Source organism: Saliphagus sp. LR7 (assembly GCF_003344565.1).
Classification (GTDB): domain Archaea; phylum Halobacteriota; class Halobacteria; order Halobacteriales; family Natrialbaceae; genus Saliphagus; species Saliphagus infecundisoli.
The window spans coordinates 46,898-69,067 of record NZ_QPND01000002.1 but is presented as its reverse complement, the minus strand read 5'-3'; the positions used below and the strand labels follow the sequence as shown (position 1 = coordinate 69,067).

24 protein-coding genes are annotated in these 22,170 nt (G+C 70.0%); 14 read left to right on the top strand and 10 right to left on the bottom strand.

Features of this window, described 5'->3' with window-relative positions:
- Positions 1–46: 46 nt before the first annotated feature.
- The gene (locus tag DVH23_RS02945) at positions 47–913 is read right to left on the bottom strand and encodes a hypothetical protein (RefSeq protein WP_114575954.1); all 867 of its coding nucleotides are present in this window, start codon (positions 911–913) and stop codon (positions 47–49) included.
- A 52-nt stretch (positions 914–965) separates the two neighbouring features.
- On the opposite strand from DVH23_RS02945, the gene DVH23_RS02940 reads away from it, so the two are divergent.
- The 3 genes from DVH23_RS02940 to DVH23_RS02930 all read left to right on the top strand — a co-directional run bounded on the left by DVH23_RS02940 (position 966) and on the right by DVH23_RS02930 (position 2,594).
- Positions 966–1,664 (top strand): lipoate--protein ligase family protein, encoded by a 699-nt coding sequence (locus DVH23_RS02940; protein ID WP_114575953.1) that lies wholly within the window; start codon positions 966–968, stop codon positions 1,662–1,664.
- Positions 1,665–1,724: 60 nt separating this feature from the next.
- Positions 1,725–1,979 (top strand): hypothetical protein, encoded by a 255-nt coding sequence (locus DVH23_RS02935; protein ID WP_114575952.1) that lies wholly within the window; start codon positions 1,725–1,727, stop codon positions 1,977–1,979.
- A 117-nt stretch (positions 1,980–2,096) separates the two neighbouring features.
- Positions 2,097–2,594, top strand: a complete 498-nt coding sequence (locus DVH23_RS02930) for a hypothetical protein (protein WP_114575951.1) — start codon at positions 2,097–2,099, stop codon at positions 2,592–2,594.
- Positions 2,595–2,601: 7 nt separating this feature from the next.
- On the opposite strand, the gene DVH23_RS02925 is transcribed toward DVH23_RS02930, so the two are convergent.
- Entirely contained in the window at positions 2,602–3,348 is a 747-nt protein-coding gene (locus tag DVH23_RS02925) for a DUF5806 family protein (protein ID WP_114575950.1), read from the bottom strand.
- Positions 3,349–3,459: 111 nt separating this feature from the next.
- On the opposite strand from DVH23_RS02925, the gene DVH23_RS02920 reads away from it, so the two are divergent.
- The 4 genes from DVH23_RS02920 (at position 3,460) to DVH23_RS02905 (ending at position 7,239) form a co-directional block, all read left to right on the top strand.
- Positions 3,460–4,599 (top strand): thiolase family protein, encoded by a 1,140-nt coding sequence (locus tag DVH23_RS02920; RefSeq protein WP_114575949.1) that lies wholly within the window; start codon positions 3,460–3,462, stop codon positions 4,597–4,599.
- Positions 4,596–5,312: an alanyl-tRNA editing protein gene (locus DVH23_RS02915; protein ID WP_114575948.1), complete on the top strand. Its 717-nt coding sequence runs from the start codon at positions 4,596–4,598 to the stop codon at positions 5,310–5,312. The genes DVH23_RS02920 and DVH23_RS02915 overlap by 4 nt, the downstream gene beginning before the upstream one ends.
- 162 nt (positions 5,313–5,474) lie before the next feature.
- A complete protein-coding gene (locus tag DVH23_RS02910) occupies positions 5,475–6,374 on the top strand; it encodes an NmrA/HSCARG family protein (protein WP_114575947.1) in 900 nt (299 codons plus the stop codon).
- A gap of 100 nt (positions 6,375–6,474) precedes the next feature.
- The gene (locus DVH23_RS02905; protein ID WP_114575946.1) at positions 6,475–7,239 is read left to right on the top strand and encodes an ABC transporter ATP-binding protein; all 765 of its coding nucleotides are present in this window, start codon (positions 6,475–6,477) and stop codon (positions 7,237–7,239) included.
- A gap of 173 nt (positions 7,240–7,412) precedes the next feature.
- On the opposite strand, the gene DVH23_RS02900 is transcribed toward DVH23_RS02905, so the two are convergent.
- Both DVH23_RS02900 and DVH23_RS02895 read right to left on the bottom strand, forming a co-directional pair.
- Positions 7,413–7,790, bottom strand: coding sequence for a hypothetical protein (locus tag DVH23_RS02900; RefSeq protein ID WP_114575945.1), 378 nt, complete (start codon positions 7,788–7,790; stop codon positions 7,413–7,415).
- A gap of 128 nt (positions 7,791–7,918) precedes the next feature.
- Positions 7,919–8,689, bottom strand: a complete 771-nt coding sequence (locus tag DVH23_RS02895) for a hypothetical protein (protein WP_114575944.1) — start codon at positions 8,687–8,689, stop codon at positions 7,919–7,921.
- A 165-nt stretch (positions 8,690–8,854) separates the two neighbouring features.
- On the opposite strand from DVH23_RS02895, the gene DVH23_RS02890 reads away from it, so the two are divergent.
- Complete coding sequence (locus DVH23_RS02890) at positions 8,855–9,067, top strand: hypothetical protein (RefSeq protein WP_114575943.1); 213 nt, start codon at positions 8,855–8,857, stop codon at positions 9,065–9,067.
- Here the strand turns inward: DVH23_RS02890 and DVH23_RS02885 are convergent, their stop codons facing one another.
- Together DVH23_RS02885 and DVH23_RS02880 are read right to left on the bottom strand one after the other, a co-directional pair.
- Positions 9,068–11,005: a long-chain fatty acid--CoA ligase gene (locus DVH23_RS02885; protein WP_114575942.1), complete on the bottom strand. Its 1,938-nt coding sequence runs from the start codon at positions 11,003–11,005 to the stop codon at positions 9,068–9,070.
- A 77-nt stretch (positions 11,006–11,082) separates the two neighbouring features.
- Complete coding sequence (locus DVH23_RS02880) at positions 11,083–11,979, bottom strand: MBL fold metallo-hydrolase (protein ID WP_114575941.1); 897 nt, start codon at positions 11,977–11,979, stop codon at positions 11,083–11,085.
- Positions 11,980–12,121: 142 nt separating this feature from the next.
- Between DVH23_RS02880 and DVH23_RS02875 the strand changes: the two genes are divergently transcribed.
- From DVH23_RS02875 to DVH23_RS02860, 4 genes are all read left to right on the top strand, one after another.
- Positions 12,122–13,405 (top strand): hypothetical protein, encoded by a 1,284-nt coding sequence (locus tag DVH23_RS02875; protein WP_114575940.1) that lies wholly within the window; start codon positions 12,122–12,124, stop codon positions 13,403–13,405.
- A gap of 155 nt (positions 13,406–13,560) precedes the next feature.
- Complete coding sequence (locus DVH23_RS02870; protein ID WP_114575939.1) at positions 13,561–13,842, top strand: hypothetical protein; 282 nt, start codon at positions 13,561–13,563, stop codon at positions 13,840–13,842.
- The gene (locus DVH23_RS02865) at positions 13,836–14,984 is read left to right on the top strand and encodes a DUF4350 domain-containing protein (protein WP_232833688.1); all 1,149 of its coding nucleotides are present in this window, start codon (positions 13,836–13,838) and stop codon (positions 14,982–14,984) included. Before DVH23_RS02870 ends, DVH23_RS02865 begins: the two co-directional genes overlap by 7 nt.
- Entirely contained in the window at positions 14,981–16,021 is a 1,041-nt protein-coding gene (locus tag DVH23_RS02860) for a MoxR family ATPase (RefSeq protein ID WP_114575937.1), read from the top strand. The genes DVH23_RS02865 and DVH23_RS02860 overlap by 4 nt, the downstream gene beginning before the upstream one ends.
- Here the strand turns inward: DVH23_RS02860 and DVH23_RS02855 are convergent, their stop codons facing one another.
- The 4 genes from DVH23_RS02855 to DVH23_RS02840 are packed head-to-tail and all read right to left on the bottom strand — an operon-like array spanning position 16,022 to position 19,694.
- On the bottom strand, positions 16,022–16,861 hold the full coding sequence (locus DVH23_RS02855) for an aldo/keto reductase (RefSeq protein WP_114575936.1): 840 nt from the start codon (positions 16,859–16,861) through the stop codon (positions 16,022–16,024). It abuts the gene before it with no gap.
- Positions 16,862–16,909: 48 nt separating this feature from the next.
- Positions 16,910–17,773 carry a hypothetical protein gene (locus DVH23_RS02850; protein ID WP_114575935.1) on the bottom strand — a complete coding sequence of 288 codons (864 nt, stop codon included), beginning with the start codon at positions 17,771–17,773 and terminating at the stop codon, positions 16,910–16,912.
- A complete protein-coding gene (locus DVH23_RS02845) occupies positions 17,770–18,237 on the bottom strand; it encodes a hypothetical protein (protein ID WP_114575934.1) in 468 nt (155 codons plus the stop codon). The genes DVH23_RS02850 and DVH23_RS02845 overlap by 4 nt, the downstream gene beginning before the upstream one ends.
- Entirely contained in the window at positions 18,234–19,694 is a 1,461-nt protein-coding gene (locus DVH23_RS02840; protein ID WP_114575933.1) for a DUF58 domain-containing protein, read from the bottom strand. Before DVH23_RS02840 ends, DVH23_RS02845 begins: the two co-directional genes overlap by 4 nt.
- A 95-nt stretch (positions 19,695–19,789) precedes the next feature.
- Here DVH23_RS02840 and DVH23_RS02835 point away from each other — a divergent pair, with 95 nt between their 5' ends.
- Positions 19,790–21,826: a DUF4129 domain-containing protein gene (locus tag DVH23_RS02835; RefSeq protein WP_157972308.1), complete on the top strand. Its 2,037-nt coding sequence runs from the start codon at positions 19,790–19,792 to the stop codon at positions 21,824–21,826.
- A gap of 43 nt (positions 21,827–21,869) precedes the next feature.
- Positions 21,870–22,163, top strand: coding sequence for a hypothetical protein (locus DVH23_RS02830; RefSeq protein ID WP_114575931.1), 294 nt, complete (start codon positions 21,870–21,872; stop codon positions 22,161–22,163).
- Positions 22,164–22,170: the final 7 nt, after the last annotated feature.

The following is a 22,170-nucleotide window of genomic DNA, read 5'->3' as shown; positions in this document are numbered from 1 at the left end:
TCGGTCGCCGACGGTTTGGCTCCGGCGGTTTGCCGGCCCGGCCCGTTTACCGGCGTTTCTCGCGCTCGAGCGTAACCTCGACTCGCTCGCCGGCCTCGAGGGAGTGGCCGGGGGAGACGACCGTCACGCCCGGCTCGAGGCCACAGGAAAGCGAGAGGCCGGTCGCAGGGTCGCCGTTGGCCCTGACCCCGAGATCGTCCCAGGCGACGGTTCGGCCGTCGGCGACGCCGACACGCTCGCCGCCGAAGGAGACGGGTCCCTGGGGTCCGCCGAGGAGACCGCCGGCCGCGTAGTGAGGGAGCCCGCCATCGAGCACCCCGCCGCCGTCGGCCCCGATGCCGGCGAGTGTTCCCGAACCCGACCCGCGGAGGACGGCGTACGTTTCGCCCACTGCGGCGACTCTCCCCGTCCCGTCCCAGGGAACCGGGCGGAGGTCGGCGCCGACGGTCACGGGAAGCGAGCCCGACGCCCGACGGTGGTCGGCCTCGAGCGGGCGAAAGCCGACGTGGAGGTGGGCGCCGACCCAGGGGTCGAAAAACCCCGTCCGGACCAGGGTGCCAAGCGAGTCGCCGATCCCGACCTCGTCGCCGGGTTCGACGGACGGGTCGACGTGGAGGATCCTGGCTGCGAGTCCTCTCGCCGAGTTGGGTGCCGTACACGAAATGACGATCAGGTAGTCCCGGTCGATCCCCACCGGCCCCGCGGGTGCCCGAACGGTCTCGATCGAGAGCACTCGCCCTGCGACCGGCGACGGTGCCGGCTCGCCGTCGAACCCCTCGCCGGCGCGCCCGCCGGGGTAGAGGTCGATCGCCCGACCCTCGTCGTGGGCGGGGTACGGCGAGTTGAAAAGCGAGAACCGGGCGTAACGCTCGAGCGTCCCCGCACTCAACTCGACCGTCCGATCCCCGCTCATCGGCGCCCCTGGGTGCCGGGAGCGTTTAGGCGCGTCGGTCCCTCCTCCCGGTATGGCACCGCCAGCACCGACGCGCGTCCTCCGCGCGCCCGACGGCCCGGCGAGCGAGGCCGTGCTCTCGCTCGCCGACGAGGGACCCGTCGTCTCGGTCGGCATCCCCCGCCGACAGGTCGCCTTCGGCCGGCGGGACCGCCGACGCGCGGGCTACGACCGGGCCCGGGAGATCGCCGAGAGGCGGGGCTTCGAGCCGGTCGAGCGGGCGGTCGGCGGGCGCGCGGTCGCCTTCGACGGGGCGACGACGGTCGCCTTCGCCCGGGCCGAACCGGTCGGGCGAGAGCGGACGGGGATCGCCGACCGCTACGACCGACTCCTCGGCGACGTCGCCGACGGCCTGGCCGGACTGGGCGTCGCGGTCGAGCCGGGCGAACCCGAGAACTCCTTCTGTCCGGGATCGCACTCGCTGTCGGGCGAGGACGGCAAACTCGCGGGCGTCGCCCAGCGCGTCCGGGCCGACGCCGCGGTCGCCGCGGGCGTCCTCCTGGTCACCGCCGCCGACGACCTCACGGACGCGCTCGCGGCCGTCTACGGCGCCCTCGACGTTCCGTTCGATCCGGAGACCGTCGGCAGTGTCGCCGCGGCCGGCGGCCCCCGAGACGCGACGCGGGTCCGGCGCCGGCTCGAGGACGCGCTCACCGGCGATGGCCCGGTCGAAGTGGTCGATACTGCCGGCGATGGAGCCGGAGACGGGTGAGCGAGGGGGCTGGAGACTGCCGGCGTGGCCCTTAGGTAGCGTCGGCCCCTCCGTTCAGGTATGAGAGTCCCACGAACGCTGCGGTCGGTCGACCACGAGACCGCGATCGCCCGGACGGTGACGGCCGACGGCGAAAGCGAGATCACGGTCGACTTCGGGGCGGGGGCCGGCGACCTTGAGGTCGACGTCGTCGGCGGGACCGTCATCGCGACGACCGACGGCGACCAGTTCGAGTTCGACCTCCCCGAGGGCGCCGAGGGCGTGACCGCCAACAACGGCGTGCTCACGATCCGGGGCCCCGCCGACGGGAACTGACCTCGGGATGGGCAACCCTTTCTCTCAGGGTCCCCCTCCGGGAGGTATGGACGAACCGAGCCGACGGCACGAGCCGACTCCCTCGACCCCGGCGACCGGGCGGGCAGGGGGCAAGCGATGACCGGCGACTCCCCGACCGAAGGGCTCGGCCCGGAGGTCTGGCCGACGTTTCTCGCCGACGCGGCCGATATCGCGGCGGAGTACCGCGAGGCCGGCTGGGAGGTCGTCGAGTGTGATCCCGGCGACGTGACGGCGGTCGCCTCGACCGACCACGACCGCTTCGGGTTCAGCGTGTTGGTCGCCGACGACGAGTACGAGGCCATCGAGGAGCTCTTCGACCGGGCGGAGTTCGACTCCGTCGAGGTCTTCAGCCACGCCGTCGAGGGAGTCGTGTTCGTCCTCGCCGTCGAGCGCGACGAGGAGCGCGAGGTCGCGGTGACGGTGCCGATCTTCTACCGGCGCGCCGGGAGCCAGGACCTGTTCGAGGTCGCCGAGGACCGGGGGGAGCTTCCGATCCACCTCCGAACGCCGTCGGGCGACCGGTGGCTCACCTTCTCCCACGACGAGCCATCGTTGTTCGCGGGCGACGCCGAAAGCGGAGAGAGCGGCGGGTAGCGGGCTCTTACTCCCCTTCCTCGCGGAGTTGCTCGCTGGCCGCCCGGACCTCCCGCATCACCGCCGAGATCCGCTCTTCGGCCTCGAGTTCCTCCTCGACGGAGAGATCCACCCCTTCGACCTCCAGCAGGAACTTCGCGACCTCCGTCGATTCGTACATCACGTCGTCGAGTTCCTCGGCGGTGAAGAAGTCCGACATCGCGCCGTAGAGGAACGTCGCGCCCGACTTTCTGACTTTGTCCTCGAAGGACGAACGGGCCTGGTTGACCGCCTGCGGGGAGTAGGTATCGGTCATGAAGGGGACGAGTTCGGGGAGGTTCTCGCCGATCTTAGTCATCTCGACACCGGTCTCGGTGCGAAAGTCCGCACAGAGGCGAGCGATCGCCCACTCGCGGGCCGTAATATAGGTTCGGTCCCGGAGGAACTCGTTGACCCGCTCGTAGGCGGCGCCGTCCATCTTCTGGAACTTCGCGTACTTCCGGACGTCCTCGGGGACCTCGGTTTCGGGTTCGGGCTCCTCGGGAACGCCGGGCATCGACCCGCCCGAGTCGGTCGGTTCCGCGGCCTCCGGTCCCTCCGGGCCGCCAGTCGCGTCGGGCGCCGCTCCCGGTCCCGAACGATCGTCGTCGGGAGAGGGGTCGTCGCCGGAGCCGTCGGCGTCGGTCGTCTCCCCGCGTGTCGCCTCCCCGCTCGCTCCACCGTCTCCTCCCGGCTCCGCGTCGGGTTCGCGCTCCGGGTCCCGGGGTTCGTCCATACCTTCGCCTACCGCCAGGCGCCAAAAAGGGTTCTCCTCGCGGGCGTAAACGCCGTTCCTCGCGCTCGGAGTTTGACGGCAATTTAAGGCCGTAAGCGCCGTGGAAGGGATATGAGCCAGCCATCCCAGCCGGTGATCGTGCGGGCGGTCCGGACCCCCCAGGGGAAAGAAGACGGCGTCTTCGCGGACGTGCGAAGCGAGGACCTCTCGATCCCACTGATCGACGAGATCCTCGCCGAGGCCGGGCTTTCGGGTTCGGACGTGGACGACCTGATGTGGGGCTGTGCCCAGCAACGCGGCGAGCAGGACAACAACCTCGCGCGCGTCATCGCCCTCCTCTCGGAGCTGGGCGAGGAGGTGCCCGCGACGACGATCAACCGCTGGTGTGCCTCCTCGATGCAGGCGATCATCTCCGCCTCGGATGCGATCCGGGCCGGCCAGCGCGACTGTATCGTCGCCGGCGGCGTCGAGAACATGAGCAGGAATCCGATGGGCGAGGGCACCGCCCACCTCCATCCCCAACTCGCCACCGAGTACAACGTCGGCGAACTCCAGATGGGGATGACCGCCGAGAAGGTCGCCGCCGAGTACGACGTCTCCCGGGAGCGCCAGGACGAGTACGCCCTCGAGAGCCACCGACGAGCCGCCGAAGCGACCGACGAGGGCCGCTTCGACGACCAGATCGTCCCCATCGAGACCGACGACGGCGAGGTCAGCGAGGACGAGGGGATCCGCCGCGACACCGACATGGAGACCCTCGCGGGCCTGCCCACGGTGTTCAAGTCCGAGGGGACGGTCACCCCCGGAAACGCCTCCCAGATCTCCGACGGCGCCGCCGCCCTTCTGGTGACGAGCCGCGAGTTCGCCGACGACCACGACCTCGAAATCATGGCCGAGGTCGGGAGCAACGCGGTCGCGGGCGTCGATCCCACCGTGATGGGGATCGGGCCCGTCCCCGCGACCCGAGCGCTCCTGGAGCGCGTCGATCGGGAGATCGAGGCGTACGACCTCGTCGAACTCAACGAGGCCTTTGCAAGCCAGACGGTGTACGCCCGCGACGAACTCGGCGTCAGTGAGGAGAGATTCAACGTCAACGGCGGTGCGATCGCGCTCGGACACCCCCTGGGTGCTAGCGGCGCGCGACTCCCCGTGGCGTTGCTCCACGAACTCCGCCAGCGAGGCGGCGGTCGCGGGCTCGCGACGCTCTGTGTCGGCTTCGGCCAGGGCGCCGCGATCGAGTTCACCGTATGACCGAGGCGCTCTCCCTCTCGGACTCCAGTCTCCTCGAGTTCGAGGCGACGGTCGAGCGCGTCGTCGGCGACCGGGTCGTCCTCGATCGGACTGCCTTCTACCCCGAGGGCGGCGGCCAGCCCGCGGATCGGGGAACGCTCGCCGCCGACGGCGAGTCCTGGGCCGTCTCCGACGTCCAGAAACGGGACACGATCTACCACCACGTAGACCGGGAGCCACCCGCAGTCGGAACCGTCGTGGAGGGAGCGGTCGATGCCGACCGGCGACGGGCCCACAGCCGGTATCACAGCGCCCAGCACCTCCTCTCCGCGATCGTCCTCGCCGAGTTCGACGCGGCGACGACTGGAAACCAGCTGTATGCCGACCGGGCCCGCCTCGACTGTGCCTACGATCGCTTTTCCGAAGAAGAACTCGCCGACGTCGAAGCCCGGATGAACGACCTCGTCGAGGACGAACTCGCCGTCCGGTGGTACACGATGGATCGCGAGGACGCCGAAGCAGGCCTGGATCCCGGACGTACCCGCCTCGACCTCCTCCCGGAGTCGATCCGCGAGGTCCGGATCGTCGAGATCGGCGACCCCGAGGCTCCCTTCGACCGGACGGCGTGTGCGGGCACCCACGTCGAGAACACCAGGGATATCGGCCCCGTCACCGTCACGGGCCGGGAGAGCCGGGGCGCCGGCGAGGAACGACTCCGGTTCGAACTCGAGTAGAGTGCGAACGGTTCTCGGGGACGCCGATGTCATCGGGTAACCCGACTGTCGCCGAAGCGATATATAGGTTCGCGGCCGAATCAGGTAACGTGATGCAACCAGAGTTCCGGCAGCCGATTCGAACCGTCTCGACGACCGCCACCGACGAGGAGGGCCACTGAGATGGCCGACACCGTCCTCGTCACGGGCGCGACCGGCAACCAGGGAGGTGCCGTCGTCGAGCACCTGCTCGAGTCGGGCGAACTCGAGGTCCACGGGCTGACCCGGGACGCAGCCGGCGATCGGGCCCAGGAGCTCGCAGAGCAGGGCGTGGAGATGGTCGAGGGCGACCTGGACGACCCCGAAAGTCTCCGAGGACCCGTCGGCGACGCCGACCGGATCTTTGCGGTCACGAACTTCTGGACGGAGGGCTACGAGGGCCAGGTCCAGCAGGGAGAGAACCTCGCCGATGTCGCGAGCGAGGAGGAGGTAGACCAGTTCGTCTTCAGCGGCGTCGGAAGCCACGACGAGGAGACCGGCGTCCCTCACTTCGACTCCGCCTGGGAGATCGAACAGCACGCCCAGGATCTGGACCTCCCCATGACCGTGCTCAAGCCCGTCTTCTTCTTCCAGAACCTCGAGGCGTTCGCCGAGGACGTCGTCGAGGACGGCCAGCTCGCCTTGCCCTTGGAGGAGGGCGTCTCCCTCCAGATGGTGGACGTAGACGACGTGGGCCATGCCGCCGCAGTCGCCCTCGAAAATCCCGACGAGTTCGTCGGCGAACGGATCGATCTCGCGGGCGACGAGGCGACGCTGGCGGAGACCGCCGACGTTCTCTCTACGGTGACGGGCCGGGAGGTCGAGGCCGTCCACGTCCCGATCGAGGACGCCTACGACTCCTTCGGCGAGGAGTTCACCGTCATGTGCGAGTGGTTCAACGAGGAGGGCTACAGCGCGGACATCGACGCCATGGAGGACGTCTTCGGCTTCGACTTCGCCGACCTCGAGGAGTACCTCCGCGAGAACGGCTGGGAGGACAAGGAGGGGATGGCCTCGACCCCCGGCTGGGTCAAGGCGCTGTAGGCCGACGGTCGCAACGCGGGACCCTCCACCGTCCGTGGTCGGACAGCCGGCGGCCATCGAGGAGGGATACGGTTATTACGATTCGCCAACAAGTCGGCGCATGGCCGACCTCGCGATCGAGACCGACGCGCTGACGAAACGGTACGGCAACGAGTACGCGGTCCGGGAGCTCGATCTCGAGATCGACCCCGGCACGGTCTACGGCTTTCTGGGTCCAAACGGCGCGGGAAAGACGACGACGATGCGGATGCTGACGACGCTCACGAAACCGACGTCGGGCTCGGCGCGGGTCGCCGGCCACTCGATCGCCGAGCGCGACGCCGTCACGCCCCACATCGGCTACCTCCCCGAGGAGCCCCCGATCTACGACGAACTCACCGGGCGCGAACAGCTCGAGTACGTCGCCGGGCTCCGGGACCTGCCTCGCGAGGAGTCCGGAGCCCGGATCGAACGCCTGCTCGAGCGTTTCGACCTCACGGGCGACGCCGACAAGCGCATCGAGGCCTACTCGAAGGGAATGCGCCAGAAGGTCGGCGTCATCCAGGCGGTGCTCCACGAGCCCGCCGTCGCCTTCCTCGACGAGCCCACGAGCGGGCTCGATCCCCGCGCGGCCCGGACGATGCGCGAGACGATCGCCGACCTCGCGGATCGGGAGATGACCATCTTCCTCTCGACGCACATCCTCCCCGTCGTCGACGAACTCGGCGACCGGATCGGCGTCCTCCACGACGGCCGGCTGGTCGCCGAGGGCACTCCCACCGAGCTCAAGCGCCGCGCGGAGACCGGCGAGGAGGGAAGCCTGGAGGATGCCTTCCTCGCGGTCACCGACGAGGGCGAGTACGCCGAACCCGAGGAAGCGGTCTGAGAGCCTTGGTCTGGAACGACCGGCGGGTACCTCGCCCCGGTCGAACTAAGTATGGCTCAAGAATCAGCCGTTGATCGCGGAGGGTGTCATATAACGGGTCACACACTCTGTCCGCTACTACTCAGCATCGCTCAGTAGAGGGGATAGCTCTTCCAGTAAGGATCGAGTCAGTGTTAGTCTGCGGACATAGCAGCTGTCGTTGGTTCCTCCTCAATTGATTCCGAGTTATTCATTTCCATACCCAGCCCCATTCCTGCGACCGCGATTCCCATTGCCAGAAGCATAATCGGAGCCCGAAAATCACCGAGTGGGAGGGCAGAGGGAGTGCCAAACTGTGGGACTCCAACTGCCAGCAGAATGAACAGCAGTGAGGGGAGCGTGTCTGCTTCCCGCCAGACCCGGTGGTTCCGCGCCAGCGACCAACCCGCAATGGCCCAGACGAGCCCGAGCACCCCCACGAATTGCAGGCTCTCTATCCCATCTACGTAACCGAGACCGAATATGGCCGCTCCAACGAGGGTGCCGACAGCGAGAGACTTGAGTTCGACCATACTTACAATAATCCCTACAATAACAAAAAAGTAACTCATAGATCGCCGATACACACACACCTGCAGTGAGCACGGAATTCATCAAATACACCCTGAAAAGAACCGTTTGCGAACTGTTCTGTGGCACCCTACTTGACCGCGACCAATCTGTCCTCGACCCCCGCCAGGTCCCGCTCGATCCGCCGGCCGGTCGCCGCGATTGCCGCGAGCAACGGATGGACGCTCTCGCAGTCGGCGTACAGGTACTCCCCGAGGTCGTCGCCGGCGGGCGACGACCGACAGCCGTCCCCGAGAGTCGCCTGGCGCTCGGCGGCGAGGTCGTCACACCGCTCCTCGAGCCCGCACAGCCGCCGACGAGAGAGTCTGAGCGCGTTGAACTCCATGCGATCGATCGGCTGGCCGACGATCGCCGCCCGTTCCGCTTCGATCCCCTCGAGGCGCTCGTCGAGGTCGGCGATCGACTCGAGTTCCGAATCGATGATCGAGAGCAGCGTCGTCCGACCCCCGATCGCGGCGTCGGCCGCCGTCAGCAGCGACCGCTTTACGTACGGCCGGAGGCGGTCGTGGCGCGCGAGGGCAGCGGCGAGTTCGGGGCTGAGTTCGCCGGCGACGTTCTCCGTGAGGTCCTCGTCGAATCGCTCGCGGTAGTGGGGGACCGCCATCACGGTGTCGGCGTAGGCCTCCCGAACCCGAGCGATCCCGCCGCCGACTTCCCGCGATCGGGCGGGCGCCCCGCCCCGAGAACGGACGACGTCCAGATCCTCGACACGCTCGCGAAACCCGGCGAACGCGGCGCGCTCGTCCGCGAGGTGACGGCGCTCGCGCGTGACGGCCCGCCGGGCGTCCTCGAGGCTCCCCTCGGAGGAACGCTCCACGCCGGCCGGGCCGTCGGAGGGCATACCGACCCCTTCGCCGGCCCCGACTTAAACGTGTTGGGTCGTTAATTATTACCGGCAAAACCCGGAGGAGGCGAAGGGGCGTCTCGCCGGCGGCCGCCGGATCGACGGTGACGGGATGGAACGGGACGACGACGGGGTTTTTCCCCGCGGGGCCGAAGCGAGCGTATGGGTTCGGGGAACGATCGGTTCGGGGGCGCCGCGGCGATCGCGTTCGGGTCCCTCCTCGCGGCCGTCTCCGTCCTCGCGGTCGGCACCGTTGCCGGCGAGGGCATCCTCCGAAACGTCGCCGTCGTGATCGTTCTCCTCGGCGCGGTCGTCTTCGCGCCGACGTACCTGCTCTATGCCTCCTGGTTCGACGAGTTCGGCGACCGCCGGTAGCTACTCCTCGTAGAGCTCCCGAACCTTCTCGTCGAAGCGTTCGAGGATGACGCGGCGTTTCTTCTTCATCGTCGGGGTCAGCATCTCGTTTTCCTCGGTGAACTCCCGGGGGACGAGCCGGAACTCTTTGATCCGCTCGTGGCGCGAAAAGCCCTCGTTGACCCGTTCGACCTCCCGCTCGACGTACTCCTCGACCCGGTCGTCGGCGACGAGGGCCTCAGGGTCGTCGGGGAGGTCGATCCCCTCGCCGGCGGCCCACTCGCGGACGCGGTCGGCGTTGGGAACGATCAGGGCACCGACGAACTTCTCGCCGTCGCCGACGACCATACACTGCTCGACGACCTCGCTCGAGGCGAAGGCGTCCTCGATCGGCCCCGGCGCGACGTTTTTCCCCGTCGAGAGCACCAGGAGCTGTTTCGAGCGCTCGCGGAACTCGACGTAGCCGTCGGGACGCAGGTGGACGACGTCGCCCGTGTGAAACCAGCCATCCGAAAAGGCCCGGTCGGTCGCCGCCGGGTCCGACCAGTAACCGTCGGTGACGTTTTCCCCCCGGACGAGGAGTTCGCCGACCTCGCCGGCGTCCGAGAACGTCTCGGGATCGACCGCCGACTCGTCGATCTCGATCTCGATGTCCGAAACCGGAGGGCCGATCGTCCCGACCTTGGGCTCCTCGGTCGGGTTGACGGTGACGACCGGCGAGGTCTCTGTCAGGCCGTACCCCTCGTAGATCGGGAGCCCCATCGCGTGATACAGCGTACAGAGCTCCGCCGAGAGGCTCCCGCCGCCGCTGATCAGCATCTCGATCTCCCCGCCGAGGGCCTCCCGGACCTGGGAAAAGACCAGCCGGTCGGCCAGCCGGCGTTTCGCCTCCAGAACGGGACCCGGATCCGCAGCCTCGTAGTGGGCGACGCCGATGTCGGTCGCCCACTCGAAGATCCGCTTTTTCGTCGCGGACTCGCTGGCCTGCTCGCGGACCCCGTCGTAGATCTTCTCGTACACTCGAGGGACGCTCGTCGCGGAGGTCGGCGACACGGCGGCGAAGTCGGCCTGGAGGGTGTCGGGGCTCTCAGCGTAGGCGACGCAGGCGCCGCTCGCGAACATCAGGAAGTGGCCCGCCAGCCGCTCGAAGACGTGGGCCAGCGGGAGGTAGGAGACCGTCTCCGTCCCCGAACCGATCGACGGTGCCCCCTCCGGTTTGTCCGGACGCGGCGCGAACCGCTTGCGGACCTGATTGACGTTCGTCCGGAAGTTGCGGTGGGTGAGCCGGACCCCTTTGGGCTGGCCCGTCGTCCCGCTCGTGTAGATCAGGCTCGCGAGGTCGCCGGGCGAGGCCCCGTCGATCCAGCCCTCGTAGGCCTCGCGGTCGAAGCGCTCCGCCCCGCGCTCGTAGACCTCCCCGAGCGTGTGGACGTCCTCGCGCTCGCCGGCGATCGCCGACTCGTCCATCGAGACCAAAACGTCGAGATCGAGCCCGTCCGCCACGTCGAGAACCCGCTCGAGTTCGTCGTCGCCGGCGGCGACGACCGCGCTCGCGTCGGGGTCCGAGAGCAGGTGGCGGACCTGTTCGGGGCCGGAGCCGCTGTAGACGGTCGTGACGACCCCGCCGGCGGCGAGGACGGCGAAGTCGGTCTGGGCCCACTCCATGCGCGTGTCCGCGAAGATCGCGACCCGGTCGCCGGCCTCGAGGCCGAGGTCCCGAAAGCCGGCGGCGAGCCGGCGGACGACGTGGCGCATCTCGGCGTAGGAGATCGTCCGGAACTCGCCCTCGCGGGCGGGCGAGAAGGCGGTCCCGGCGAGCGAGCGGTCGTAGATCCCGCCCTTGTAGCGCTGGGCCGGCCGGTCGCGGTTGCGCTCGGCGCTGTCCTCGAACAGCCGCCCGAGGGTCGTCTGCCCGATGACCTCGTCGTCGTACGCGCGCTCGGCGTCCAGCCAGTCCATACTCCCTGAGAACGGCTCGCGAACGATAAAACGTGAGGAAACTCCTCGCACTGGGGGTCCCGTTTACCGACCCGGAGTCACCGATCGAGAGAGGCGAGGACGCCCCGGACGTTCATCGCCGCCTCCGCACGGGCCTTGCGCTCGCCCCAGACCTCGCCCATCTCGGTCGTCTCGGCGAAGTGGTCGATCACGGCCTCGTCGTCGCCCAGTTCGGCGCGCTTTTCTTCGACCGCCCGGACCCACTCGCGGAGTACCTCCCCGTACTGCTCGAGGACCTCCCCTCGCTCCCTGGGCCCGAAGTGAGTGAACAGCAGCGTCGATCGGTCGAGAGCCTCGAGGGTCTCGATGTCGGCGAGACAGCCCTCGAGGTCGAACTGGGGTGGGGGACTGGTCTCCCTGATGACTCCCATCGAGGGCACCCAGATGCCGGCGGCGTCAGCAGTGAACACGGCGTCGTTTTCGGGGTCCTCGAAGACGACCTGGTGGGGAGCGTGGCCGGGAGCCTCGTGGACCCGGAGCTCGTGGCCCCCGAGGTCGATGGCGTCGCCGTCCTCGATCCCCGTGATGCGATCCTCGGGGACCGGCTCGGGTTCGACATAGAACTCCCACTGGTCGCCGACCGCGCGCTTTGTTCCCTCGACGAGCCGCGAAGGGTCGGCGAGGTGGTGGGCGCCCACCTCGGGAACGTAGACCTCGGCGTTCGGACAGGCCTCGGCGAGAAAGCCCGCGCCACCGGCGTGATCGAGGTGGACGTGGGTGACCGCGATGACCGCGAGCTCCTCGCGGTCGATCCCGACCTCCGCCAGCGCGTCGAGGATCAGCTCGTGGTTCGTCCCGATCCCCGACTCGACTATCGCGGGCCGGTCGTCGTTGAGAAGGTAGACCGCGCCGTACTCCGACGTCCCGTACATCCCGGTATCGACGTAGTGGAGGTCGGCGCAGTCGCCGACCGTGCGGACGTCTCCGATTCCCATACCGGTAGCCCGACGGGCGCGTCCAAGTAGCTCCCGGTCCCGGACGGACGGTCCGGAACCGCCAGGGGAGGCCAACGCGACCAACCCCCACGCCCATCCGTCTCACAGCAGGACTAAATACTCTACCATAGTATATGATACTATGAATGAATCATATGAAAACTTCTCAAGTTCGACCGCGGATCCCGGGACCGGGCGTCGGACCGTCCTGAAGGGGCTTGCCGCCGGCACGGTCGGTCTCACGGGGATCGCGGGGACGGCCGCCGCCCAGGGGACGAAGGTCGCCGCGGACGAACGCGCGCTCTACGTCTGGGGGTACGCCCCCGTCCTGGCGACCGACGGTGCCGCCCGGGAACGGTTCATAGAGCGGACCGACCGCTTCGGGATCGACACGGTCTACCTCTCGTGGGGTGCCCTGCGGAGCGCATCCCCGGCAGCGATCGGCGGACTCAGCGAGGCGGCCCACGCGGCCGGGCTCGCGGTCCACGCGATGACCGGCGCCTACGGACTGGGTGCGACCGACATTGCCCGCGAGGTCGTAGGGGAGGTGCGTGCCCACAACGACGAATACGGGCCGGACGCAGGGTTCGATGGGCTCCACCTCAACCTCGAGTGTGCGCCCGGAGACCTCCGGCCCTTCCTCGAGTCCCTCGTCGCTCTCCTCGACGAGCGTCCATCGATCGCACCCGACCTCGAGGTTTCGGCGACGGTCGCCTGGTGGTGGGCGCTACCCGACTACGAGCCCGCCCTCGCGCGGGCGGTCGCGGCCCACCCCGCGCTGGCAGCCAGCGTGATCATGGCCTACTGGGACGAACCCGAGGAGGTCCGCCGGCGGCTCGCGACCATCGTCGAGGGCCTCGATGCGCCCCACCTCCTCGCGATAGAGACCCAGGAGTTTCCCGGTGGCGCAAGCTGGGTGACGACATACGAGGAGGGCTGGTCGGGGCTCCGCACGATCGAAGAGGCGATCGCGGCCGACCCGCCCGGCGGCGGGTACGGGGGAATCGCGATCCACTACTACGAGAGCGGGCTCGCCGCCTGGGACGCCCTCCGGGATGCACGGTTCGACCGGGAGACTGCCCGGCCTCGCGACCGGGTTGCCGTCGAGGCAACCGTCGTCTTCGACGATACGTTCCCGGCGTCGGCCCACGAGAGCGATCTGACGGTCGTTTTCGACGGCCCCAAGCGGTACACAGCGACGACGACCGTGACGCCTCCATCGAACGAGCCCGTGACGGCGAGCGTCGAGTGGCACGTACCCCACGACGCCCCCGCGGGCGAGTACGCGGTGCGGGCGACGCTGTCTGACCCCACGGTCGAGAACGGCGACCGCGAGGCCGTCGGGCGCCGGGCGGAGCCGGTCGTCCTCGGCGAACGCGACCTCGGGACGCTCTCGGTGCTCGGGCGCGGCCGTCCCGGCAGGTAGGGTCGACGCTAGTGGCCGCATCGACACTGTCGTGTCCGGCGAGTAGAACGACGGATCCCGGACGAGGGGGCCGCTGCGTGGCCGACGGGCGCGTTCGGGCGCCGGAGGGACGGATGCGCTAGATTTAGGTGAATCCGTGGTCCCTTCGAGAACGGATGGCGACCCGGCGACGGATGCAGTTCGTTCGCGGACAGGTCGCGTGGATGGTAGCGACGGTGCTGGCGCTCTCCCTGCTCGGCTCGCTGTCGTACGAGCTCTTCTTCGTCTGCTCGCTGATCGGGTTGCTGATCGTGACCGAGTTGACCGCGCCGTTCAACGTCACCCCCGAATGGCGGAGCCGGCTGAAGTGGCTCATCCTGGCCGGGCTGGCGGGCTTCGCCTACGTCGTCGTGCGGCGGATCGTCGAGATCCTCCCGCCGGAGGTGGTGCCGTGGTAGGCGTCGAGTGGCTCCGCAAACGGGGCGGCGGCGCCGACTGGCCCCGAGTGCTCCTGGTCGCGCTCGCGGCCACCGTCCTCCTCGCGGTCGGGGTCGCGGCGGCGACCTCGACGACTTCCTTCGGCCCCTACAACCCCGGCTGGGACGGCTCGAGCGACCTCCGGAGCCAGATCCAGGCGGAGCCGGGCGTCGAGGCGGAACTCCTCCGGGACACTGCCGGATACGAGGGGATCGAACCAGAGGGCACCGTCGCGTTCGTCGCCGCGCCCGACGAGCCCTACACCGGCGAGGACGCAGAGCGACTCCGGAGCTTCGTCGAGAACGGGGGCACTCTCGTCGTCCTAGAGAACTTCGGCGAGGGCGGCAACACCGTCCTCGCGGCGGTCGGCGCCGACGCGCGGTTCCACGGCGACCTGCTTCGCGACGAGCAGAACCACTTCCGGGGGCCGCCGATGCCGATCGCCGACAACGTCACCGACCACGAGCTGACCGACGGCGTCACCCAGCTGACGCTGAACTACGCGACCGCGGTCGAACCCGGGGAGGCGACCGTGCTCGTCCGGACGAGCGACGTTACCTATCTGGGGAGCGAGGAGACCGAGCTCGCCGAGGTCGAGGAACTCGACGCCTACCCGGTCGCGACGAGCGAGAACGCGAGCGCGGGGACGGTCGTCGCCGTCGGCGACCCGAGCATCACGATCAACTCGATGTTGGCGGAGCCGGACAACGCCGCGTTCGTCTCGGGGCTGTACGAGGACGCCGACCGGGTCGTCCTCGACGTCTCCCACGTCGGCGACGTCCCGCCGCTCGCGGCCGCGATACTGACGCTGCGGGACTCGCCGTTCCTTCAGGTCGTCGTCGGGTTCGGGGCGATCGGCGCGGTGGCGGTCCTGTCGGGTCGGCGGCTCCCGACCAACCGACTCCGTCGGACCCGGGCCGGCCGGGCCCGCGATCTGGAGCGGGCGGAGCCGGGCCGGGAGCTCTCGACCGCCGACCGGGCCGCCTACCTCCGGAAACGGTACCCCGACTGGGACGACGACCGGATCGAGCGGGTGACGGCGGCGGTCGAGCGCGCCGAACGACGCGGGCCGGACGGACCGGGGACGGAACCGACGAGGGGGAGCGACGAACACGACCAATGAGCGAGAACACCGACGACCGACCGGACGTATCGACCGACGCCGACCCCCAGGAGATATACGACGCGCTCTCGACGGAGATAGAGCGCGTCCTCGTGGGCAACCGGGAGGCGATCGAACACCTCACCATCGCCCTGCTCACGCGGGGCCATGTTCTCCTGGAAGGGGTTCCCGGGGTCGCGAAGACGACGCTCGCGAACCTCTTTGCCCGCACGACCGGCCTCGAGTACCGCCGCATCCAGATGACCCCCGACATCCTTCCGGCCGACATCACCGGGACCCACGTCTACCACGAGACCACCGGTGAGTTTACCCTCCAGCGCGGTCCCGTCTTCTCGAACCTGGTCGTCGCCGACGAGATCAACCGGGCGACGCCGAAGACCCAGTCCGCGCTGCTGGAGGCGATGCAAGAGCGGACGGTGACGATCGAGGGCGATACGCTCGAGTTGCCGACGCCGTTCATGGTCGTCGCGACCCAGAACCCCATCGAGATGGAGGGGGTCTTCGAGCTCCCCGAGGCCCAGCGCGACCGCTTCCAGTTCAAGCTCACCGTAGACCTCCCCGAGCGGGAGGGCGAACGCGAGCTCCTGGAGCGGTTCGACGACGATCCCGAACTCGGCCCCGACCGGGCCGAACAGGTCATCCCCGTCGACTCCCTGGTCGCGGCCCGCGAGCAGGTGAACGGGGTCCACGTCGCCCCGCCGGTCAAGGAGTACGTCCTCGATATCGTCGCCGCGACCCGCGACCACCCGGACGTCGTCTACGGCGCCTCCCCGCGGGCGAGCCTCGCCTTCCTCGACGGCGCGAAGGCCCGGGCGGCGATCCACGGCCGGCCCTACGTCATCCCCGACGACGTAAAGACCTTGGCGGAGCCGATCCTGATCCACCGGCTCGTCCTCGACACCGACGCCGAACTCAGCGACGTCGGCCCCGAGGAGGTCGTCGCCGATCTGGTCGAGGGCGTCGAGCCCCCGGGCGCCGAGGCGATCGAGCCGGCCGAAGCGGTCGGCGACGGCGGCCGCGAAGAGGAAGAAGAATAGTCACTCCGGGATCCCGAAGGTGTCGTCAGTCCAGTCCGTCGGCGAGAGGGTGTAGACGGACCGGTCGCGATCGAGTCCCTCGAGCCGCTCGAGGTCCTCGTCGGTCAGGTTCCAGTCGAACAGGTCGAGGTTCTCCCGGATGTGTGTCGGGTCCGTCGAGCTCGGGATCACCGCGACGTCGTTTTCGACGGCCCACTTGAGCGCGATCTGTGAGGGCGCCCGATCGTGGGACTCGGCCAGATCACGGACGACCACGTCCTCGAACACCTCCGTGCGCGCCACCGGCGCGGCGGCGTCGACGACGATCCCGGCCTTCCGGCAGTAGTCGCGGACGTCGGGGCGCTGTCGCCACGGGTGGCACTCGATCTGGTCGACCGCGATCGGGACGTCCGTGACGTGGCGAGCACAGCTGAGCCCGTAGGCGTCGAAGTTGGAGACGCCGACGTTGTCGACCAGCCCGCGGTCGCGAAGCGTCGCCATCGCCGCGAGCGACTCCCGGAGCGAGATCGTCGGGTTCGGCCAGTGGATCAGGTAGAGGTCGAGGTACTCGGTACCCAGGCGATCGAGCGACGACTCGCAGGCGTCGATCAGCGACTCGTAGTCGAGGTTCTTCGGGAGCACCTTCGAGGCGAGAAACAACTCCTCGCGGTCGTAGGGCTCGAGGGCCCTCCCGAGATCGGCCTCGTTGCCGTACCCCTCTGCGGTGTCGAACCGCGTGTACCCCGCCTCGATCGCCTCCTCGACGGCGTCTTCGAGCTCTTTGCCGGCCAGTCCGCCGGTTCCGAACCCGACGACGGGCATCGCGTCGCCGCCCGGGAGTTCCGCTGTTGGGACGGTCATCTCCGTTACCTCGTCGCTCGAACGGACGAACCTATCGGTTCGGCACTCCTACGTGACCCTCTCGAGGTCCCACCGGCAGGTCACCAGCCAGTCGTGGCGGTCGTCGCCGGGGCGGACCTCAAGGGCGACCGGCCGGTCGAGCCCGGTCGCGACCCCCGTGGCGACGAAGGCGGCGACGGGGTGGTCGAACCGGTCGGCGTCGCCGAAGGCGCTGCCCGTGACCGCGAGCGTGAGCCGGTCCCCCTCGGGGTCGGCGTCGGGCTCGGCGCTCTCGACGAGTTCGAACCCCTCGACGAGCCCGTCGGCGAGTTGGGTTCCGAGGGGGGCGGGTGCGGTCGCGAGGTCGCCCGCCAGGGAGTCCTCGAACTCGGCGAACAGTCCGCTCCCCGTGGTTTCGAGCAGGAGCCCGCGGCTCCCCTCGGCGGTGACGATCGGGCCCGCGCGGGCCTCGGGGAGCTCTCCCCCGGATCGCTGGGGGACGTAGAGGCGGACGGAGCCCTCCCGCGGGAGGTAGATTCGGTCCTCGCCGAGGCCGAGGTCGTCAGCGATGGCGGCCTCGTTTCCGGCCAGCGGGGCGTAGACTCGCTCGCCGACCTCGCCCGCGACGAACCGGCCAGGGGTGAGGTAGTAGGTGAGCACCGCCCCGAAGAGCCCCGTCGCGGCGAGGGCGAAGAGAACGTCCCGGGCGTCGGGAAAGAGCAGCCCGCCGAGGGCGGCGAGGGCGCCGATCGCACCGAGCCCGATGGCGGTGTGGCGATACCGCGACTGGCGGGCCCGGGCGTACTCGTCGCGCAGCCGGCGGTTCTCGGCGGCCAGCAGCTCGATCTGGGCCGCGAGGTCGAGGTCATCCTCCTCGCTCTCCGCATTCTCGTCGGTCTCGGGGGTCATCTCGTCGATGTCGTGTGCGCTCATGGCTCGGTGGGAGTGTCGGTCGTGGTGAGCCCCCCGGTCGCGAGGAGCCCGTAGCGGTGGAGGCCATAGACCGCGGCCCCGAACGCGAGGAGGAGGACGGCGGCGGCGACCGGAACCGACTGGGTCGCCCCGAGGCCCCAGGCGAGCGCGCCCAGCCCGGCCGCCGCGGCGACTCCGGCCGTCGCGAACCGACGGGGCGCCGGAGTTGCCGGCGACTCGAAGACCAGCAACGCGAGGAAACCGGCCTCGACGAGGCCAACCGAGAGGGGGTGGGCCCCGTCGGGAAAGATCGGGAGCAGGAGGACGTGACCGGCGGCGACGGCGTAGGGCGTGCCCAGCCAGTAGCCGACGGCGGCCGTCGCGAGGCCCGCAGGAATTCCGGCGAGCGGGCCGACGGCGACCGCGTAGGCCGCGACGACGACCGCGAGCCCGAGGAGGTATCGGCGCTCGCGCGGCGGGGTCACGCGAACTCACCCCGCGTGCTCCGCGAACGCCGGGAGCGCCCCGCCGAGAGCACCGTCGAGAGCCGGTCGCCGGGGCCGACCTCCAGGGCCCGCACCCGGTCCATCCCCGAGAGCTCGCGGCGAAAGCCCTCGAAGGCGACGTAGCGGTCGTAGGCGGCCTCGACGTCGGCGAGCCCCCCGGGCTCGTAGAGTACGGTCGGCGCGAGCAAGACGAGCACCTCGCCGCTCTCGCGGGCAACGGTCACGGTCTCACGGAGCTCGTCGGGCGCCGCGTCGTCGGTGAAAATCACCGTCCAGAGCCGCCCGGTGGTCCGGCCCTGGGCCGCCCGGACCGCGGCGTAGAGTGGATCGTCGTCGAATCGCTCGCGGTAGCCCTGCCGCCCGGCGTAAAAGGGCCGGAGCTGCCGTGAAAAGGCGTCGTCGGCCTCGAGGTCGGCGATCGTTCGCCGGAGGTCGGCGGCCCCGCCCGCAGTGGCGTCGGGCGCCGACCGCCCGCTGACCGTCGAGGGCGGATCCTCGGGGACCGTCGGCTCCATGTCGAGCAGCCGCCGGCGGACCGAGACGTAGGTCCGCGGGCTCGAGGCGGGCTCGATCCGGCCGGTGACGCCGGCGTCGCCGACCGCGAGCAAACCCAGGGGGTCGCCAAGCTCGCGGGTCGAGGCCGCCGTTGCGAGCGCGACCTCCCGGAGGTAGTCGAGTTTGGTCTCGCCGGGCCGGCCCGTCGCGAGCGCCCCCCGGTGGTCCGCGACCAGCAGCGTCCGCCGTTCGGTCTCGGCCTCGTACTCCCGGACGTGGGGGGAAGCCAGCCGGGCGGTCGCCTTCCAGTCGATGTTGTCGGCGGTGTCGCCGGGGACGTACTCCCGGAGTTCGGCCGGCTCGAGGCCCGACCCCTGGCGGCCGGCCTCGTGTTCGCCGTAGGCACTCGCGAGCCGGTCGCCCCCCTCGCCGACGTGGACGTTTCGCGGGCCCGGGGGTTCGGCGGTCACCGTCGGCCCCGAACCGATCGGAACGGAGTCGCGAAACCAGCCGTCGGTCGCCGACAGCGTCGCCGGCCCGAACCGGTGGCGCCCCGCGGTCGGCCAGGAGACCTCGCTCGTCGCCGCCCGGTCGGTCTCGCCAGGCTCCATATCGAGTTCCAGCTCCTCGTCGGCTGCCGCGGCGGTCGGCAGCCCCGCCCGGACCGAGAGCTCGAGGGTGGAGGGCTCCGCGAGGCGGGCGGCCAGCGTGACGGGGGTCGAGGTCGTCGTCCGGACCCCCAGCCGGGTCGGGGACTGCTCGACCGAGAGGTCGGCGGCGGCGTCCTCGAGGGCACGAACGAACGCCGCCTGGCGGGCGAGGAACCACCCGCCGGCCACGGCCGCCCCGCCCAGCAGGAGGGGGCGGGCGACGGCGACCGCGAGGGCGGCGACGGCGGCAACGAGGCCGGCGACCGCCCACGACCGGCGCGTGGGGTACATGGTTCCAGGGCGACGGCGTAGCGTATTTAAGGTACTGGTTGGCGGATCAGTCACGGAGAGCAGACCTTTTTGTGACCGGTCACGAACGGGGCGTCGTGTCCCGCTCGCGCCGGTACGCGTTCGCCCTCGCCGTGGCCGCCCTCCTACTGGTGGCCGCCGCGGGAGCGACGGCGGGGGCGCCCGCCGACGGCGTCGTCCTCCAGACCCAAAACGAAAGCGACAACGAGACCGTCCGCCACCAGGACCCCGACGAGTACAGCGAGGACGGCGACGTCGAGGAACTCGAGGGCTGGCTCTCGGGGTGGATGAACGGCCAACTCGAGGAGGGGGCAGTGGAGTTGAGCCAGGGCGAGTACGACGCCGCAAGCGGGTACGTCGACGAGGAGTACTACGACCGATTGGAGCAGTACGTCGACGTCGCCGGCGAGACCGGCGGCGAGAGCAGCGAGGAGAGCTTCCGGGAGGCCGGCGAGCGCCAGGAGGAGATGACCGACTCCGCCCGGGAGTACGAGGAGACCCGCCAGGAGTACGAGGACGCCAGGGACGAAGGCGACGAGCAACGCGCCCGCGAACTCGCCCGCGAACTCGAGGCGCTCGCCGGCGACGTCGAGGAGTCGAGCGAGGCCGTCCGGACCCAGTACGACGAGATCGAAAACGGGACGGGCGCCGACCTCGGGGAGGCCGACGCGGCGATCGAGACGGCAAACGAGGACGTCCAGGAGAGCCAGGCCGAGATCCGGGAGGCCGAGTTCGACGAGACGCAACTGTCGCTCGCTATCGATGAACGCGCCGAGATCTCGTTTACCGATCCCCTCGAGGTCGAGGGCGAGGTCCGGACCGCCGAGGGCGATCCCATCGACGACGAGGAACTGTCCTTCGAGGTCGGCAACCAGACGGTGACGACCGAGTCCGACGGCGAGGGGGCCTTCGCGTTCGAGTACCGGCCGACGACGCTCTCGCTCGCGACGGAGGAACTCGAGGTCGCCTACCGCCCCGACAACGAGTCGGCGTATCTCGGGACAAGCGAGAACGTCTCCGTGGCCGTCGAGCAGGTCGAGCCGACGATCGAGGGGCTGTCGGTCCCCGACCGGACCGCCTACGGGGAGGAGGTGACGGTCGAAGGCGAGATCGCGGTCGGCGACGTCGACGTCGAGAACGTCGCCCTCGCGGTGGTCGCAGACGGACAGCGGATCGGGTGGGTCGGCGTCGCCGACGGCGAGTTCGAGGGGAGCGTCGAACTCCCGGTCTCGGTCCCGGCCGGCGAGGTCGAACTCGGCGTCGCCGTCCCCTACGAAGGGCGGGCGCTGGCGCCGGTGACCGCGACCGAGACGGTGACCGTCGCGGAGATCCCCACCGACCTCTCGGTGTCGGCCGAACGGACCGGCGATGGCGCCCTCCGGGTCGACGGGAGCCTCTCGAGCGAGGCGAGCGGCGTGGTCGGCGAGCGAACGATCGACGTCGCGGTCGACGGCTCGACCGTCGGGACGGCGACGACCGGCGACGAGGGTGCCTTTTCACAGCGAGTCGAGATCCCCGAGAGCGCGTCGGGGAATCTGACGGTGCGGGCGGAGTACGACGGCTCGGAGACGAGCCTCGCGCCCGCGGCGACGACGACGCAGCTCGCTGGCGGGGGCGGTGGCGGCGCGCTCTCGGCGCTACCCGGCTGGCTCCGGTGGGCCGGCCTCGCCCTCGCGGGATTGCTCGTCGTCGGCGCCGTCGTTGGCGCCAGACGGTACCGCCGGGACGAGACCGCACCAGCGGGGGGCGCGGCCGCGTCGGCCGCCTCCGGGGGCGAGGAGAGAGGCGAGCGGGAGACCGCCGCCCGCCTCGCGCTTTCGCGGGCCGCCGCGGAGCTCGAGGACGACCCCGAGGCGGCGATGGAACACTGTTATGCCGCGGTCCGCCACGAGCTTGCCGCCCGCGTCGGCGGCGATCGCTCGATGACCCACTGGGAGTTTTACCGACGGTATTCCGGAGAGGACGACGACCTGCTCCGGGACGCCACCGAGAGCTACGAGCGGGCCGTCTTCGGCCGGGAGGACATCCCGCGCGGCGAGGTTCGGGGACTGCTCGAGCGCGCCCGGGAGCTCTCCGGGGTCGAGGACGGGTCGGAGTCGGGCGACGCCGGGTGAGGATCGGGAACGAATTTATACCCGTGGTCGTGGTGCCCCCGCTATGGGAGACGATATCACTCGACTGGGCTTCGGGACGCCGGTGTACAGCGAGGAGGGGACGGAGGTCGGCCGGATCCGGGGGTTCGACGAGGACGGCTTCTACGTCACCCTCCGGGAGGGAATCGAGGGGATGAGCGTCCAGCACGTCCGGTCGGGCCACGCCTTCGGCGAGGCCGAACTGATGTGGCGCTGCTGGGAGTGTGGCGAGATGGACGAGATCGAGGACGACCTCCCCGAGAACTGCCCGAACTGCGGGGCCGACCGCGAGGAGATCTACTACTGGACGGAGGATTAGGGGTCGG